14 protein-coding genes and 1 pseudogene are annotated in these 15,910 nt (G+C 63.4%); 5 read left to right on the top strand and 10 right to left on the bottom strand.

The features are described 5' to 3' along the window. The first annotated feature begins 34 nt into the window (after window positions 1–34). From P0D89_RS10655 to P0D89_RS10665, 3 genes are all read left to right on the top strand, one after another. Window positions 35–1,267 (top strand): YbfB/YjiJ family MFS transporter, encoded by a 1,233-nt coding sequence (locus P0D89_RS10655; RefSeq protein ID WP_408356286.1) that lies wholly within the window; start codon window positions 35–37, stop codon window positions 1,265–1,267. Window positions 1,268–1,422: 155 nt separating this feature from the next. Then, window positions 1,423–1,578 (top strand): DUF3309 family protein, encoded by a 156-nt coding sequence (locus P0D89_RS10660; protein ID WP_408356284.1) that lies wholly within the window; start codon window positions 1,423–1,425, stop codon window positions 1,576–1,578. Between the two features lie 154 nt (window positions 1,579–1,732). Then, entirely contained in the window at window positions 1,733–2,533 is an 801-nt protein-coding gene (locus tag P0D89_RS10665; protein ID WP_408356282.1) for an SDR family oxidoreductase, read from the top strand. Here the strand turns inward: P0D89_RS10665 and P0D89_RS10670 are convergent. From P0D89_RS10670 to P0D89_RS10685, 4 genes and pseudogenes are all read right to left on the bottom strand, one after another. Continuing rightward, window positions 2,530–3,975, bottom strand: a complete 1,446-nt coding sequence (locus P0D89_RS10670) for a four-carbon acid sugar kinase family protein (protein WP_408356280.1) — start codon at window positions 3,973–3,975, stop codon at window positions 2,530–2,532. The two genes, P0D89_RS10665 and P0D89_RS10670, sit on opposite strands and share 4 nt — an antisense overlap. 23 nt (window positions 3,976–3,998) lie before the next feature. After that, window positions 3,999–5,297: a ribulose-bisphosphate carboxylase large subunit family protein gene (locus tag P0D89_RS10675; RefSeq protein WP_408356278.1), complete on the bottom strand. Its 1,299-nt coding sequence runs from the start codon at window positions 5,295–5,297 to the stop codon at window positions 3,999–4,001. Further along, window positions 5,294–5,833, bottom strand: a complete 540-nt coding sequence (locus P0D89_RS10680) for a VOC family protein (protein WP_408356276.1) — start codon at window positions 5,831–5,833, stop codon at window positions 5,294–5,296. Before P0D89_RS10680 ends, P0D89_RS10675 begins: the two co-directional genes overlap by 4 nt. A 92-nt stretch (window positions 5,834–5,925) precedes the next feature. Continuing rightward, window positions 5,926–7,661 (bottom strand): annotated as a pseudogene (locus P0D89_RS10685) (TRAP transporter large permease). Between the two features lie 733 nt (window positions 7,662–8,394). Between P0D89_RS10685 and P0D89_RS10690 the strand changes: the two are divergent. Beyond that, entirely contained in the window at window positions 8,395–8,727 is a 333-nt protein-coding gene (locus P0D89_RS10690) for a hypothetical protein (protein WP_408376513.1), read from the top strand. Window positions 8,728–8,804: 77 nt separating this feature from the next. On the opposite strand, the gene P0D89_RS10695 is transcribed toward P0D89_RS10690, so the two are convergent. Beyond that, window positions 8,805–9,425: a LysE family translocator gene (locus P0D89_RS10695; RefSeq protein WP_408356272.1), complete on the bottom strand. Its 621-nt coding sequence runs from the start codon at window positions 9,423–9,425 to the stop codon at window positions 8,805–8,807. A gap of 392 nt (window positions 9,426–9,817) precedes the next feature. Between P0D89_RS10695 and P0D89_RS10700 the strand changes: the two genes are divergently transcribed. Next, window positions 9,818–10,291, top strand: a complete 474-nt coding sequence (locus tag P0D89_RS10700; RefSeq protein ID WP_408356270.1) for an Lrp/AsnC family transcriptional regulator — start codon at window positions 9,818–9,820, stop codon at window positions 10,289–10,291. A 38-nt stretch (window positions 10,292–10,329) separates the two neighbouring features. On the opposite strand, the gene P0D89_RS10705 is transcribed toward P0D89_RS10700, so the two are convergent. The 5 genes from P0D89_RS10705 to P0D89_RS10725 all read right to left on the bottom strand — a co-directional run bounded on the left by P0D89_RS10705 (window position 10,330) and on the right by P0D89_RS10725 (window position 15,776). Continuing rightward, complete coding sequence (locus P0D89_RS10705) at window positions 10,330–11,109, bottom strand: alpha/beta fold hydrolase (protein ID WP_408356268.1); 780 nt, start codon at window positions 11,107–11,109, stop codon at window positions 10,330–10,332. A 101-nt stretch (window positions 11,110–11,210) separates the two neighbouring features. After that, on the bottom strand, window positions 11,211–11,546 hold the full coding sequence (locus P0D89_RS10710; RefSeq protein WP_408356266.1) for a DUF4148 domain-containing protein: 336 nt from the start codon (window positions 11,544–11,546) through the stop codon (window positions 11,211–11,213). A gap of 276 nt (window positions 11,547–11,822) precedes the next feature. Continuing rightward, window positions 11,823–12,866 carry an alpha/beta fold hydrolase gene (locus tag P0D89_RS10715; RefSeq protein WP_408356264.1) on the bottom strand — a complete coding sequence of 348 codons (1,044 nt, stop codon included), beginning with the start codon at window positions 12,864–12,866 and terminating at the stop codon, window positions 11,823–11,825. Between the two features lie 20 nt (window positions 12,867–12,886). Continuing rightward, window positions 12,887–14,395 carry a M81 family metallopeptidase gene (locus P0D89_RS10720; protein WP_408356262.1) on the bottom strand — a complete coding sequence of 503 codons (1,509 nt, stop codon included), beginning with the start codon at window positions 14,393–14,395 and terminating at the stop codon, window positions 12,887–12,889. An 85-nt stretch (window positions 14,396–14,480) separates the two neighbouring features. Then, a complete protein-coding gene (locus P0D89_RS10725) occupies window positions 14,481–15,776 on the bottom strand; it encodes an MFS transporter (RefSeq protein WP_408376515.1) in 1,296 nt (431 codons plus the stop codon). Window positions 15,777–15,910: the final 134 nt, after the last annotated feature.

Genomic DNA, 15,910 nt, shown 5'->3' on the forward strand with positions numbered 1-15,910 from the left:
CGCCATTGGCGTGCGCACCGGCAAAGGAATCGTCATGTCCGCAACACCGTCTTCGTTAAGCACTGCCCAGCCCGCTTCACTCGACGCCCGCGCGATCTTCGCGACGTTCGCCGGCTTGTGCGGCGGTCTCGTCGCCATTGGCCTCGCGCGCTTCGCCTACACGCCGCTGATTCCGTCGTTGATCCAGGCGCACTGGTTCACGTCGTCGCAAGCGGTAACCCTCGGCGCGGCGAATTTCGCGGGCTATCTGATCGGCGCGCTGATCGGCCGGCCGCTCGCTTCAGTGCTGTCGAACCGCAACGCGTTGCGTCTGCTGATGGCGGTCGTGACCGCCGCCTTCTTCGCCTGTGCGTATCCGCTGTCGATTAGCTGGTTCTTCGCATGGCGCCTGCTGTCCGGCATTTCCGGCGGTGCGATCATGGTGCTGGTGGCGACTTCGATTCTTCCGCACATTCCCGCACCGCGTCGCGGATTTGTCAGCGGCATGATCTTTCTCGGGCTCGGTTTGGGCATCGCGGCATCCGGCACGCTGATTCCGAAGCTGCTGCACTTCGATTTGCAAACCACGTGGATCGGCCTCGGCGTGGTGGCGCTGGTATTGAGCGCGGCAAGCTGGTTCGGCTGGCCGTCGACCAATCCGCCAGCCCCGGTGATCCCGGCCGGCAGCCATCATGCCGCGCGTCCGCACGGCCTGAAGCTGCGCGTGCTTTACGCGCAATACGCGGCCAACGCGCTCGGCCTCGTGCCGGCGATGGTGTTGCTGGTCGACTACGTGGCGCGCGGCCTCGGACGAGGCGCGGCGATCGGCGCGGACTACTGGGTGCTGTACGGTCTCGCCGCGATTGCCGGTCCGGTGATTTGCGGCAACGTGGCCGATCGCATCGGTTTCGGCAACGCGTACCGGATCGCACTCTTTCTGCAAGCGGCCGCCGTGGCGATGCTCGCGCTGTCGGGCAGCACGCTCGCGCTGGCGACGGCGACCGTGATCCTCGGCATCTTCACGCCCGGCATCGTGCCGCTCGTGCTCGGCCGCATTCACGAACTCGTGCCGCACGATCACATCGAACAGCGGGCCTCATGGAGCCGCGCGACGACGGCCTTCGCGTTGTTCCAGGCGCTCGGCGGCTATGGGTACTCGTTTCTGTTCTCGCATACGCACAACGACTACGCGCTGATTTTCATCTGCGGTGCGGCGGCGCTTGCAGTGGCGTTTATCGCGGACCTCGTTGTATCGCGTTTCGGCACGGCTCGCCGCGTATCGGCGTGATCGGCTGACGACGGATTGAAGCGCCTGCGCGTTCGATACGTCGTGCTGGGCATGCGGTTTGCTCGACAAGGGCAGCGGTACTGTTTTCAGCCTGCCGCCGCCACAAGCGGCGTCAGTGAAGACAGGTCCTTGTCAACCAGGCGGAGGTCATTCATATGGTGGGAACTATTCTTCTGATCGTGCTGATTCTTCTGCTCATCGGCGCATTTCCGTCGTGGCCGCACAGCCGTTCGTGGGGCTACGGTCCGACCGGCGGGCTCGGCGTTGTCCTGATCGTGGTAATCGTGCTGCTGATTGCCGGCGTAATATAGCCAACGATTGCCGGCGCAATATAGCCAACGCGAGCCGATCCCTAGCGAGGCTCAACTCAGTCCAGCCGCCGGCTCCCATGCGATGCGTCGCATGGGAGCCGGCGGCGGCGTCACGTTCAGAGTCCCGGCACACCCTGTCACGCCGGAGCATGCCATGGAAAAGTTACTCGCCAATCAGGTTGCGTTGATCACGGGCGCCAGTTCCGGCATTGGCCATGGCGTCGCAAAAGCGCTGGCGAAGGTAGGCGCGGCCGTGGCGCTGAATTATCATTCGCATCCCGAAGGAGCGGAGCAGCTCGCCAGCGAGATCGAGAAAGCCGGCGGCGCAGCGTTCGCGCATCGAGCCAACGTGGCCGATCCCGCGCAGGTGGAGGCGATGTTCGATGCGTGCCGTGCGCGTTTCGGCAGTGTCGATATCGTGGTGGCGAATGCCGGCTTGCAGAAAGACAGCGCGTTCGCCGAGATGACGCTGGACGATTGGCAAACCGTGTTATCGACCAATCTGACCGGCCAATTCCTGACGAGCCAGGCAGCCGTCAAGGAATTTCGCCGACGCGGGCCTACGCCCGTATCCAAAGCGTTGGGCAAGATCATCTGCATGAGTTCGGTTCACGAAGTGATTCCGTGGGCCGGGCACGTTAATTACGCGGCGTCCAAAGGCGGCATTCAGATGTTCATGAAATCGCTCGCGCAGGAAGTCGCACCGGAGCGCATTCGCGTCAACTCCATAGCGCCCGGCGCGATCCGCACGCCGATCAACAAGGACGCGTGGGATTCCGACGACGCGCTCGCCAAACTATTGCAGTTGATTCCCTATGGCCGCGTGGGCAACGTGGACGATATCGGCAAGGCCGCCGTGTGGCTCGCTTCGGATGAAAGCGACTACGTGGTCGGCACGACCTTGTTCGTCGACGGCGGGATGACGTTGTATCCGAGCTTCGCCGACAACGGTTAGCGGTGGATCGGCTGATCGGCTGCATAGCCTTCGACCAGCTGTTCGAACAGATCCGCGTCGCCCATCTGGCCGCCCTTGAGCATGATCTCCATGCCGTCGAGTTCCGCGCGGCCGGCGTGAAGACGGCACACGGTCACGCCCGCCGGGAGCGGCGCGAAATACGATAGCCCCCATGCGCCGAGCGTTCGCACGGCGAAGCTGGATGTATCGCCGCCTGCTATGCCGATGCGTTGCAGCGGGACCGCGTTGAGAACCTGCTGTAGCAGCGTCGCGCAGGCTTGTGCGAGGTTGGGGAGCGCGGTGCTCGCGGTTGCAGAGTGCGTTGGGTCGGCGTGGTTTTGTGCGTGCGACGCGTGCGACGTTTTTGTCCTCGTCAGCGAATCCGCCGCACGGCGCGCCGTGTAGGCAAGCACGTTGCGGCCCTCGCGCAACGGCCCGGCAATCGCCGCCACACGTCCCGCGAGATAGGCCGACGCCGACGCGCCGGTCATCTGTTGCGGGTCCAATTCCACGCGCAGATACGAATGCGCTGCGCCGATCTGTACTTCGGTCAACGGCGACAAACTGCCGGCCAATACGAACACCGGCCCGCATGCGCGAGACAACGGCACGGCCGCATGCGTCGCCGGCGTTTCCGCGGGTGCATCAAGCGCCGATACATACGCCTGCGCGACGCTGCTCGCACCGATCGCGAGCAACGGCGCCGCCGCCGCATGACACTCGATCACGCGGCCAATCGCCTGCAAATGGGTGTCGTCGAGGACGTCGAACAGTAATGCTTCCGGCTTCGACCCGAGCCGCCGCCTCACCTCGGATTGCAGTGCGGCATCGCCCGCCGCATAGCAACGCCAGTCGATCGACTCTACGTGCCGGACCCCCTGGCGCCGCAGATGCACGCGCAAGTCCGCTTCGTTCATCGGCGTCACCGGATGACGGCTCATCGTCGGATGACGGTCGATGCGGTAGATCGACCGTTGCAGATCGTCCGCGCCGGCTGCGGCGAACAGTTCGCCGAACACGCAATAGCGCCGCAAATTCGGCTGGCCGCCGACCACCGCCACGAGTTCGTTCGCGCAATACTCGCGCAACGTGCGAAGCGCCACGCCGATGCTGCCGGTCTCCGGCGCGCTGTCGAAAGTCGAGCACACCTTGTAGTGCATCACCCGCACGCCGAGCGCGGCGAACGCAGCGCCGACGCGTGCGAGTTCCTGCCGCTGCGCGAGCGGCGGCATCGTCCGTGCGGCGCCCGCGACGCCTACCGCGTCGAGTTGGCCGAGCATCGAACGAGGCGCGGCATCCGGCGGTGCGAAAAACAGCATCGTGCGCAGGCCGGCGCGGGCGAGGTGCGCGAGCGTGTCGGTCGCGCCGGTGAAGTCGTCGCCGTAGAACGCGTAGGCCGGACCTTTGTTGCGCGTGTCGCGCACGTCGCTGACTTCGCTCATGTCGTCCCTGTCCCGAGCCGCGCTCACACGTGGCCGCCGAAGAATGCCAATGCGCGCCGCAGTTCCGGCATCCGCTGCGCGTACTCCTGCAACGGCGTGCCGGCCTGCACGGCCGCCCATGCCTGGCGTACGCTCGTCACCCCCGCCGCCGGACCGTCCGGATGCGCGAGAATGCCGCCGCCGGACATGAACAGCAGATCGGCGGAGCGCACCGCGTCGAAGGTCGCCGGCACGGTGCCGGCCCACTGTCCCGACGAAAACGCCGGCAACACCGCGTCGTCGCAACCCGAGGCGAGTGGCGTCGCGCAGTCGCGCGCCGACTCGATCACTTCGGCATCGCTTTGCGCGAATTTGCCGGCGAGGCCGTGCACGTGCACATGATCGACACCCGTCAATCGCCACAGCGTTTGGTACGCTTGAAACGACATGCCGAGCGCCGGATCGCGCGACATCATCCCGTAGCCGTTGCGATGCGCGTGCAACACAAGCGGCGTCGCGCGGCGCAGCGTCTGGATCGCGGCGAAGCCGCACCAGTTGATGCTCGCCATCACGCAATCACCGCCCTCGCGCTCGACCAGTTCCGCATGACGGCGCATCGCGTCGAGGTCGTCGGTGATATTGAAGGCGACCATCACGGGCCGGCCGCTGCGTTCGCGATAAGCGCGCACTTGCGCCATCACCGCGCGCACGCGTTCGGCCAACGGCGCATGCGCGGGGTTCGCGCATACTTCGTCATCCTTGATGAAATCGACGCCCGCTTCGCACAGTTCGCGCACGAGCGCCGCCGTTTCCGCCACGCTCAGACCGACATTCGGCTTGATGGTCGTGCCGATCATCGGCCGGTCCGTCACTTGCGTCAGTGCGCGCGTGCCCGCCACGCCATGGCGCGGCAATTCGAACCGCGCGCGATAGGAAGCGGGCAAACGTAACGACAACAGCCGCATGCCGGTGACTTCGCCGAGGTCGTACAGATTGCCCGCGACGGTCGCGGCCAGCGTCGGCAGGTTCGCGCCGATATTGGCGAGCGGAAACGCCAGCGTGACGCGCGCGCGCCGCCACGGCCCCGGCGTGTGTTGCCGCGCAAGCCAGGCGCTCGGCAAGCTCGGTTGCGTAGCGGCCTCCAGTTCCTCGATGCGCAGCACGCTCGCGCGGCTGCGCGCGCGCAGCGCATCGGTTTCGTTGGCGACCCGCACGAAGGTGCCGCTCGACTGCTCGCCGGCCATCACATCGGCAACGCGTGCCGGATCCAGCGGCGTCTCGATCAGATAGTCGGCTTCGAGGGTGTCGTCATCGAGTGGCCGCGACGGTTGCATCGCGCTCATAGCGTGCCCAGATCAGGAAAGCGGCGCACCGGCTCGCGGCCGTCCCAATCGCGCGACGCCGCGTAGATCATGTCGAACAGCTTGCCCTTCGGCCCCGCGATCTCCGACAGTTCGATCACCGTGCCCGGATGGTTTTCCGTATCGAAGTAGACGAAGCGCCCGTTGCGTCCCACTTCGCCGCTCATCGCCACCGTGAAGCCCTGGTCCTTGAGGCGCGCGAGATCCGCGTCGAACGAAGTGGTCCAGTATGCGTTGTGTTGCAAGCCGGTATGTCCGGCGGCAAGGAAGTCGCGATACATCGACGGCGCGTCGTTGCGCGTCTGGATCAGCTCGACCTGCAATAGTCCCGAGTTCGCCAGCGCGACCGAGTTGTGAACTTCATACGTTTGCCCGCGATACGTGTAGTTTTCGATCGGCACGCGTTCGTTATAGAACCACGGGCCCACGCCGAGCACACGGCTCCAGTAGTCCATCGCGGCTTCGATATCGCGCACCACGTAGCCTGCCTGCCGGATTTCGCCAAAGAAACGACTCATGAAACTCTCCCGAAGCTGCGGGGTTTGAAAGACGAGCGACGCCCCGGCGCTGCCGCAATGCAGCGCCCGAGTGTCGAACCTGTGAAGAAAACTTAGAGGAAGCCGATCGAAATCCAGGGAATCGCCGCGATCAGCAGCAAGCCCGCGATCAACGCGCCCATATACCCGACGATCGGTCGAATTCCCGTATCGGGATTCACCTTGCTGATCGCGCACGCCGAGTAGTAGCCGACGCCGAACGGCGGCGAAAAGAGGCCGACGCCCATCGACAGGATCACGACGATCGCGTAATGCACTTCATGCACACCTGCGAGCCGCGCGATCGGAAACAGCAGCGGCCCGAATAGCACGATCGCGGGAATGCCTTCGAGCACGCTGCCGAGCATCACGAACACGACGATCGACACCGCGAGAAAACCGTATGCGCCGCCCGGCATCGCGCCCATCAGTTGCGCGAGATCCTGCGAGAAGCCGGACTGCGTGAGCGCCCAAGCCATTGCGGTCGCGCAGCCGATGATGAACAGGATCGCGCCCGACAAGGTCGCTGCATCCACCAGCATGCGGCCGAGCCGCCGCCATTCGAAGCGCCGATAGACCAGCAGCCCGACGAGCATCGAATAGGCGATGCCGATGGTCGACACCTCGGTGGCCGTCGCCACGCCTTCGACCACCGCCATCCGAATCACGAACGGCAACGCCAGCGCGGGCACCGACACGATGAACAGCCGGCCGATCTGCCGCCTGGTAAAACGCTGCGCGCCGCTCAGATCTTCCTTCCGATAACGCCACCACACCACGACGCAAAGAATCAGCGCGAGCACGGCGCCCGGCAGCATGCCGGCGGTGAACAGCGCCGAGATCGACAGCCCCGTGACCGAGCCGATCGTGATCAACACGATGCTCGGCGGGATGGTTTCGCTTCGCGCGCCGGTTGTCGCGAGCAGCGCGACCAGATCGCCTTCGGATGCGCCGCGCTTTTTCATTTCGGGGAACAGCACCGGCGCGATCGCCGCCATGTCAGCCACTTTCGAGCCGGAGATGCCTGACACCAGATACATCGCGCCGATCAGCACGAACGACAGGCCGCCATGCACGTGACCGACGAGGCTCGCGAGAAATTCGATCATCGCGCGCGCCATGCCGGTCATTTCGATCAGCAAGCCGAGGAACACGAACAACGGCACGGCGAGCAGCACCAGATGCGACATGCCTTCGTCCATGCGGCCGACCACCACTTCGAGCGGCGTGAACGTGGAAAGGCCGAGAGAACCGAACGTAGCGAGCGCGAACGAGAAGCCGATCGGCACGCCCGAGAAAATGCCGATCGCCACCACGCCGACGAAAAGATCACGAGATTGACCTTGCCCAGCGTCTGGAACCACGGCCCGGCGAACACGGCCACCGCGCCGAGCAGCACGGCGATCGCGAGCACGATGACCACATCGCGCATCCGACTCACATGGGCGAGACGGATCAGGCCGACCAGCAGCATCAGCGCCGCGCCGATCGGCAACGCGAGCGCGCGCCACGCGTTGCTGATTTGCAGCGCGGGGGTGACGATCGCCGCTTCGCCGGAAGCGTAGTCGTAAGCGGGCGCGACCAATAGCGCGAGCAATGCGATCGACGCCGCGATCGCGAGCGTGTCGACGAATGCGCGCCGCTGCGGCGACAAGCGGCTGACGAGAGCGGTCATCCGCATGTGTTCGCCGCATCTTAGCGCGAGCACCGCGCCGAGCATCGCGAGCCACAGAAACAGAATGCCGGCCAGTTCATCCGACCACACGAGCGGCTGATGCATCACATAACGCGACACCACGCCCGCCAGCATCACGACGATCTCCACCGCTAATCTGCCCTGAAATCTGTACTGAATTCCATCCTTTGACGAAACTACTACGTGGGCACGCTGCGAGAATTACGCGCCATGCCGGTTGCTTGATACGTGTTCCGACTCGCTACGATGAAGCACAGACTGCGATCGCCCGTACGCTCGGGCGCCGCAATGCGCAAGGCAGCGAATCGCGCCGCAACGGCGATTCACGCTTGTGTGACGTGATGCTTTGTGCGGCGCGCTGCGTGTCTTCCGCGCACCTCGCAGGGCCATTTGAATCGGGTCGGGCACGGCGGATGCTGAGTCACCATCGTATTCAAACTTCGATACGAAAGGAGATCACATCATGCCTTATATACTCGGCTGGCTGCTTGGCGTTCCGTTGATCGTACTGGTCATCCTGTACCTGATCTTTCATTAACCCGTGCGCCATCCGCAGGCGCATGCCGTCGATCCGACGGCCACCTATTGCGATGCAGTTCGATCGACGGCTGCATGAGAGGCGACGCCCGTGTTTTGGGCGTCGCCTTTCGCATGTCTGCACTAGTCCACGCAGGCTTCGCGCTGCTCGTTCGGCACTCGCGCCTTTTCCCTTTGCACTGCGGAAAATAGCGCGTAAAACTAATGTCAGCAGTCCGCAAAATGCCATTTCTGCACACGTGCGCGAGCGCGCACGAGGAAGGAGGGACCGATGGCAAACAACGAGTACACACTGTCGCATCAGGATGTGGTGAAGGCCATCATCATTGATCAGAATATTCACGAGGGTTTCTGGACGCTCAACGTCAATTTCAACGTCGCCGCGAGCCACGGGCCGCGTGTGCCCGATCCCAGCCTCACTGTGACGATCAAGGGCATCGGCATCATGCGCGCGCCGCCAACCGATCCATTTGCGATCGACGCCGCACTCATCAATCCAACTCCGCCTCAACCGGTCGAAGGAACCGTGCACATCACGTCGGCCGTCAACGGCACGCATGGCAACAGCATGCAATTTTGCCGCGACGTGTACCGCAATGTCGCAGTACAGAGCCCGATTAAAGCGCCCATTAAACGAGGCTGATCGGGCCGAAGCCTCCGCGTTCAGCGATTAGCGGCGCAACGGAACGCGGCACGGCCGGCGGTATGCGATTGCTCGAATCAGCGTACCGCCGCCATCAGCGCACCCATGCCGACCAGTAAGCCGCCCATCAACCGATTCACGACGCGCAGCCGCTTCGCCCTTTGCAGAACCGTGCGCAAGCGGTGCGAGAAAATCGCGGTGCACGCGCCGCCCAACGCGAACACCAATGCAAACGTGGCGGCCAGCAACAAGTATTGCTGATTCGCGGACCAGTGCGCGTCACTCGAAGCCGTGCTGATGAACTGCGGGAAAAACGACGGAAAAAACAGCAGCGTTTTCGGGTTGAGTCCCGAAGTCGCGAAGCCGCGCCAGAACATGCTTCGTTGCTGATCGCTCGCCGCGGGACTCGCCAGACTGCCGCTGAGCCATTGCTTGCAGCCGAGATAGACCAGATAGATCGCGCCGGCCCAGCGCAGCGCGATCAATGCGCGTTCGTCGATCAGCAACAACGAGCTCAGGCACAGCGCGGTGAAAGCCAGTTGCAAAAGCACGGCACAGGTGCCGCCCCATATGCAGGGCAATGCCGCGCGCCAACCGGCGCTGAATGCTCGGCTCATCGTCAGTACGTTGACCGGACCGGGGGAGTAGACGAGAACGAGAGACGCAACAAGAAATGAAACGTACAGCTGGATCGGCATCGGTAGGCATGTGGTTACTGCATGCCCATGCGCGTTGCCGAAACACACGAGCTTCGGGCAGTGGGGAGCGCGGACTATCCTCAGAGCAAGCATCGGTCAGGAACATGCGTCCATGCCCGGCGAGCGCGCCTTCCGGCACTGATGGCGCCGGAATTCGCCCGCGTGCCGCCTTCCTGTGAAGGCGGCGAGACACCGGATGGCAGCTTGTGGCCGCGCAAGGCCGCGTAACCTGGAGCCCGCGGCCCGGATGGTCGTCCCGGGCATGAATGCACGCTGAAAATATACCCGGACGCCGGCTGGATAGGCTTCTTAAAGGCATTACCTAACCGATCCTCTGCGGAACAATGTTCCTATAGAATCGCCTTTTCCAGAACAAACTTCCGAACCGGTCCATGACTGCCCGAAAACGCCCGCTCGACAACCTGGATCGCAAGATCATGCGTGAGCTGCAGAAGAACGCCCGGCTGAGCAACGCCGAGCTTGCCGAACTGGTCGGCATGTCGACCACCGCGTGCTGGAATCGCACGCGCCAACTGGAAACCGAAGGGTATATCCGCGGCTATGTCGCCTTGCTCGATCAGCAGAAGCTCGGCTTCGCGGACGTGGTGCTGCTCGAAGTCACGCTCGACCGTCACGACGACGACGCGCTCGCCCGCTTCGGCGCCGAACTGGCGACGCTGTCCGAAGTGCTCGAAGCGTATCTGGTCTCGGGTGACTACGACTATCTGGTCAAAGTGGCGGTCGACGGCACGGCCGGCTACGAACGGTTCCTGCGTGAGAAGCTGTACAAGATCGCCGGCATTCGTCACAGCCGCTCGATGTTCGCGCTGCGCTGCATGAAGAGCATTCCGTCGATTGCGATCTGACGTGCCGGTGCGCCAAAGTCCGCCACTCGTACCGAGCGTTATTGCGCGGACCGCGACGCGGCGATGATCGCATCGGCAACGGCCTTCGGCTGGCTCACCATCGCGACATGGCTCGCATTCACGCGCGTCACTTTCGCGTCGATATTCGCGGCCATCTTCCGCTGCAGGTTCGGATCGATCATCCGGTCCTGACCCGAGATCACGAAGTACGACGGCTTGTCGTGCCACGCCGCTTTGGTCACCTTCGCCTCGATGCAGCCGGCAGCCCACGGCGCCTGCGTCGCGGCGATCAAACGCTTCTCCGGCAACGGCAGGTCCTGCGCGAAATCGTCGAGCACTGCTTTCGTCGAAAGCGTCAGGTAACCGGCGGCGTCCTTGCGCAGCTCGCTCGCCCAGACAGGCGCCGGCGCGCCTTTCGTCATGTCGGCGATGGACTGCCCGCTGTCGGGCGCGAACGCCGCCACGTAGACGAGACTCTTGACCTTGTCGTCGTTGCCCGCCTCGCTGACCACGACGCCGCCCCACGAATGGCCGACCAGGATGACCGGGCCCGCCTGCTGATCGATCACACGTTTGGTCGCCGACACATCATCGGCCAGCGAACTCAGCGGGTTCTGCACCGCCACCACGTGAAGCCCGCGCGCTTCGAGCAGCGGAATCACCTTGTCCCAACTGGAGCCGTCGGCGAATGCGCCATGCACGAGCACGACGTTCTTGCCCTTCAGATCCTGAGGCGGCGCGGCGTGCGAAGCCTGCAACATGCACAGTCCACCAAGCAGCAATGCGGACCCGAGGCACTTCTTGAGAAACGTGGTCATTGTCTATGTCTCGACAGGATGAAAACGGTATTGAATCGGCCGTCCGGTGAAAGCACGCGGACGGCCGGCATAATACAGCGCATGAGAGCGCGTGATAGCGATTACGAATGCGCGTAGATGTCGCCGAGGCCGATCACTTCCGAAGTGCTCGCCTTTGCATGGCTCATCGGCGCATGCGAACCCGAGGCCGAACTGTCCTTTGCGACACCGCCATACGCCGCGGCGGCCGAACCGCCCTCGGCATTGATGCGGGCCTGCGCGGCTTCAAGGTTGCTCGGGTAGTGGGCTTCGTCGCCCGCCGCGTTGTAGCCGGCCTTCTGCAACTGGACCAGTTCCGCGCGCACTTCGGCGCGGGTCAGCGGCTGTTGTGCCTGTGCAAACGAAACGACGGGGACGGCAACCAGCGCGGCGACGATAAGCGATTGAACGAGTTTCATGAGTTTTCTCCGGATATCAGGGTATGCAAAGTTCAAGGATTGAGCTGAACGCGACGTGGTTAAAAAAGGTCCGCCGTCATGTCCTGCCTGATGCAAACGCACTGTTGCGAATCAACCTTGCGTGTAGATATTTGAACCCGCCGACGTATCTGGAGTGTTTTCGTGAGTGCCGTTAATGCAAGCTTGTTTGTCTGAGTACCGGCCAGATACACTGGGATACAAAAAAGCCGCTCGGGAATTCCGAACGGCAATTCGGTAGTCAATGGCACGCACACGTCATGTAAAGCGCGCGACATCGATGATCGCGTCGGCAAATGCCTTCGGCGCTTCCTGCGGCAGGTTGTGTCCAATGCCGCCGCTGAGGTTGCGGTGCTGATACCGGCCCGTGAATTTCTTCGCGTACGCAGCCGGATCGGGATGCGCCGCGCCGTTCGCATCGCCTTCCATCGTGATGGTCGGCACCCCGATCGTCGGCGCCATCGCCAGACGCTTTTCCAGTTCGTCGTATTGCAGCTCCCCCTGGACCAGCCCCAGGCGCCACCGGTAGTTGTGAATCACCACCGCCACATGATCCGGATTGTTGAACGACTGCGCCGAGCGCTCGAACGTCGCATCGTCGAAATCCCATTTCGGCGACGCCGTGTGCCAGATCAGCTTGTTGAAGTCGTGCCGGTTCGCTTCATAGCCCGCGTAGCCGCGCTCCGTGGCGAAATAGAACTGGTACCACCACGTCAGTTCCGCCTTCGGCGGCAGTGGCGCGCGGTTCGCCTCCTGACTGCCGATCAGGTAGCCGCTCACCGACACCATCGCCTTGCATCGCTCGGGCCACAGCGCCGCGATGATGTTCACCGTGCGCGCGCCCCAGTCGAACCCGCCCAGCACCGCCTTGTCGATTTTCAGCGCGTCCATCAACGCGATGATGTCCACCGCGACCACCGCCTGCTGGCCGTTGCGCGGCGTATCGGCGGAGAGGAACCGCGTCGACCCATAGCCGCGCAGATACGGCACGATCACCCGGTAGCCCGCAGCCACCAGCAACGGCGTGACTTCCGCGAAGCTGTGGATGTCGTAAGGCCAACCGTGCAGCAGAATGACGACTGGTCCGTTCTGCGGACCCGCTTGCGCATAACCGATGCTCAGCGTGCCGGCGTTGATCTGCCGAATCGGCCCGAACGACGCGACGCCCGCCGTCTTCACACTGCCGGCCGTTGCATTGGACTGCGCGTGAGCGAGTCCGCTCAGACCCAACTCCAGCAGACTGACGCCTGCAATGGTGGTCCCTAGCAGACGGCGACGCCGCACATTGATCTGATCCGACATGGCTATTCTCCTTGCTAAAGTCAGAGGGTGACGGTGTGCAACGACTCGAACGACGGTCCCAGCGGCCGCACGCGAATCTCGGGATGCAAACGCTGCCAGGGCAGGTCGGCCGGGTCGGCGGCCATCGGACCGGGCGCTTTTGCCACGAGAATCGCGTCGGCAATCGCTTCGAAGTCCGCACGAAAATGAACCGAGCTTTTCAGCACGAGGACTTTCATCTGTTCGGGCTCGATCCCCGCGACCCGGAACAGGTTGCGATCGAACACTTGCATCTTGATCGAGCTGACCGCGATCCTGACACCCTCGATCCTCAAGCATGCAACCTGGCCGAGCTCGCCGTGCATGCCGTTGAGCATCGGACCATCGAAACGGAAGCGGCCGTCCGACAGATGCTCGACCTCGAACACCGCTTCGAGCGGCGCGTCACCTGGCACACCGGAACGGCCACCCAAAGGCACCGAAATCCGCGCGCCGACCCCGGCCCGATGTGCGGCCGCGGCGGCGTCCGCATCCCAGATCACGCCCACCGCCGCATTCGCCGCGCCATTGCGCAGCAACGCGCGCACCATGCCCATTGTGTTCGAATCGCCGCCCACGCCGGGGTTGTCCTGCGTATCCGCGACGATGACCGGCTTCGCAGCGGTGCGGCTCACTTCGATCGCCTCGCGCGCCGCCTGATCCGGCGTCAGGAACGGCACGTCCCAGTGCGCTTCGTCGCCGGCGAGTTTTGAAAACAATGCATCGGCCGCGCGATCGGCGGCTGCCTTGCTGAACGAATACGCCCACACCGTCGGCCCGCACTCGGGAAAATCGGCGGCCGGAAAACCGGGCGCGAACGACAGCGACACCACCGGATCTTCTTCGAGCGACGCCAGCAGGCCGTACATGTCGCGCGCCGGCTGCACCAGCGTACACATCCCATTCACGGGAATCAGAAACGGCGCGCGACGCAACGCGCAATGCAACGGCCGGCCTTCGGCCACCAGCCGTTCGAGAATGCGCGCAGCTCGTTCGCCCGTCTCGGCCATATCGACGTGAGGATAGGTGCGATACGCCACCAGCGCGCTCGCGTGTTTGACCATGCGCCCGGTGACGTTCGCATGAAGATCCAGCGACACGACCACCGGCATGTCGTCGCCGACGATCCGGCGCACCCGCTCCAGAATCTCGCCTTCGCCATCATCGAACTGCTCGGTGACCATCGCGCCGTGCAAGTCGAGATAGATGGCATCGAAGCCGCCCTTCACCACCGCTTCGAGAATCTCGCCGCCGATCCGTTCGAACGCATCGGTCGTGACATGTGCGGATGCGCTGGCGCCGGCCCAGATCACCGGAAGCAGATCGTGCCCGCACGCTTGCGCTGCTTTGATGAAGCCGCCGATCGGCACGTTGACGTCGCGCAGCGCCATCACATCGACGCCGCGCGCCAGCGGCGGAAAGCCCTCGCCTTGAATGAAGCTCGCATAAGAGGCTTTGGTCGGCGCGAACGTATTGGTTTCATGCTGGAAACCGGCGATCAGGATTTTCATGTTCTCTACTCTCCGAGAGTTTGTTCAAGACAGCGCGCGGCTCTGGATTCGACGCGCGCCGGCGTTCATCTGACTGCAGGATTCTTCAGACCGGTTTTTTCGCCAGCGTCAGCTTGCCCGTCAAAATCAGAATGGCCGACACCATCGCGGTACACGCCATGACGACGAGACCCATATGCATGTTCCCGGTCCACGTCCTGGTCCAGCCGAACACGGCGGGGCCCCAGAATCCGCCGGACAACCCGACGGTGTTGATCAGCGCGATGCCGCCCGCCGCCGCGGTGCCTTCCACGAGTTGCGACGGAATCGCCCAGAAGACCGTATAGGCCATCCACAGACATGCAGTTGCAGCCGTCATCGAGACGAGCGTCAGCGTCAGGCTTCCATCGGAGAAGATCGCAGCGATCAGACACGCCGCGGCGGCTAGTGCGGGAATCGCACAGTGATAGCGGCGCTCGCCCACCCGGTCCGAGCGGCGCCCCGCGAAGTACATGCCGAAGGCCGCCGCCAGGTAGGGAATCGCGACATACCAGCCAAGACGGATCGTGTCGTCGACGCCTTGGTCTTTCAGCAGGGTCGGCAGCCAGAAGCTGATCGCGTAGATCGGAAAAATCAGGCTGAAGTAAGCGATGGCGAGCACATAGACTCGCGGGCTGCGCAACACGTCCTTGAATGAATCGGCGCGGTGATGAGTCGGCGCGGATTCGCGCTCCAGCAGCAGCTTTTCGTCGTCGCTCAACCAGGCGGCGTCCGCAGGCCGATCCGACAAAACGCGCAGCGTGAGCAGGCCGAGCGCAACGCAGGGGATTCCTTCGACGAGGAACATCCACTGCCAGCCGGCCAATCCCCATACGCCGGAGAGCGCCGTCATCAGCCATGCCGACGTCGGACCGCCGATGATCCCGCCCAATGGGCCGGCCGCGAACACCAGCGCGATTGCCCGCGCCATGCGCGCCGGTCCGTACCAGCACGACAGGTAATAGATCATGCCCGGTGCAAAGCCCGCTTCGAAAACGCCGAGCAGAAAACGCATCGCGTAGAACGCCGACACGTTCTGCACGAACAGCATGCATGCCGACGTGATACCCCACAACACGAGAATCCGGCTGAAGGTCAGACGTGCGCCGATTCGCGGCAGCATGAGATTGCTCGGTATTTCAAAGAGGACGTAGCCGAGAAAGAAGATGCCGGCGCCGACGCCGTAAGCCGCGTCGGAGAAGCCCAGATCGCTTTGCATCTGGATTTTGGCAAAGCCGACATTGACGCGATCCAGATACGCAAACATGTAGCAGGCGACCAGAAACGGCAGCAGCCGCCAGTTGAGCTTGCTATAGAGCGCTGAGGCGGCGTCGCCGGCTGTTGATGGATGGATTGCTGACATTGCTTGTCTCCTGTTCCCTTCACTGGACCTGTTCGTCAGGTTTGAATTGATGGTGGCAGGGCAAAACACTGATAGCAAGAGCAACTAAGTTCACATATCGTTGCTCTGTGAGCAACGCAGCAAGCACGCGGGAG

It is taken from the genome of Paraburkholderia sp. RL18-085-BIA-A, from assembly GCF_046027075.1.
In the GTDB taxonomy this organism is placed as follows: Bacteria; Pseudomonadota; Gammaproteobacteria; order Burkholderiales; family Burkholderiaceae; genus Paraburkholderia.

Bases quoted from the DNA above. Each gene is read 5' to 3' on its own strand.
- P0D89_RS10670 (WP_408356280.1), bottom strand. From the start codon at position 3,975: ATGAGCGAAGTCAGCGACGTGCGCGACACGCGCAACAAAGGTCCGGCC.
- P0D89_RS10715 (WP_408356264.1), bottom strand. From the start codon at position 12,866: ATGTCGGATCAGATCAATGTGCGGCGTCGCCGTCTGCTAGGGACCACC.
- P0D89_RS10695 (WP_408356272.1), bottom strand. From the start codon at position 9,425: ATGCCGATCCAGCTGTACGTTTCATTTCTTGTTGCGTCTCTCGTTCTC.
- P0D89_RS10675 (WP_408356278.1), bottom strand. From the start codon at position 5,297: ATGAGCGCGATGCAACCGTCGCGGCCACTCGATGACGACACCCTCGAA.
- P0D89_RS10680 (WP_408356276.1), bottom strand. From the start codon at position 5,833: ATGAGTCGTTTCTTTGGCGAAATCCGGCAGGCAGGCTACGTGGTGCGC.
- P0D89_RS10725 (WP_408376515.1), bottom strand. From the start codon at position 15,776: ATGTCAGCAATCCATCCATCAACAGCCGGCGACGCCGCCTCAGCGCTC.
- P0D89_RS10700 (WP_408356270.1), top strand. From the start codon at position 9,818: ATGACTGCCCGAAAACGCCCGCTCGACAACCTGGATCGCAAGATCATG.
- P0D89_RS10720 (WP_408356262.1), bottom strand. From the start codon at position 14,395: ATGAAAATCCTGATCGCCGGTTTCCAGCATGAAACCAATACGTTCGCG.
- P0D89_RS10655 (WP_408356286.1), top strand. From the start codon at position 35: ATGTCCGCAACACCGTCTTCGTTAAGCACTGCCCAGCCCGCTTCACTC.
- P0D89_RS10710 (WP_408356266.1), bottom strand. From the start codon at position 11,546: ATGAAACTCGTTCAATCGCTTATCGTCGCCGCGCTGGTTGCCGTCCCC.
- P0D89_RS10705 (WP_408356268.1), bottom strand. From the start codon at position 11,109: ATGACCACGTTTCTCAAGAAGTGCCTCGGGTCCGCATTGCTGCTTGGT.
- P0D89_RS10665 (WP_408356282.1), top strand. From the start codon at position 1,733: ATGGAAAAGTTACTCGCCAATCAGGTTGCGTTGATCACGGGCGCCAGT.
- P0D89_RS10660 (WP_408356284.1), top strand. From the start codon at position 1,423: ATGGTGGGAACTATTCTTCTGATCGTGCTGATTCTTCTGCTCATCGGC.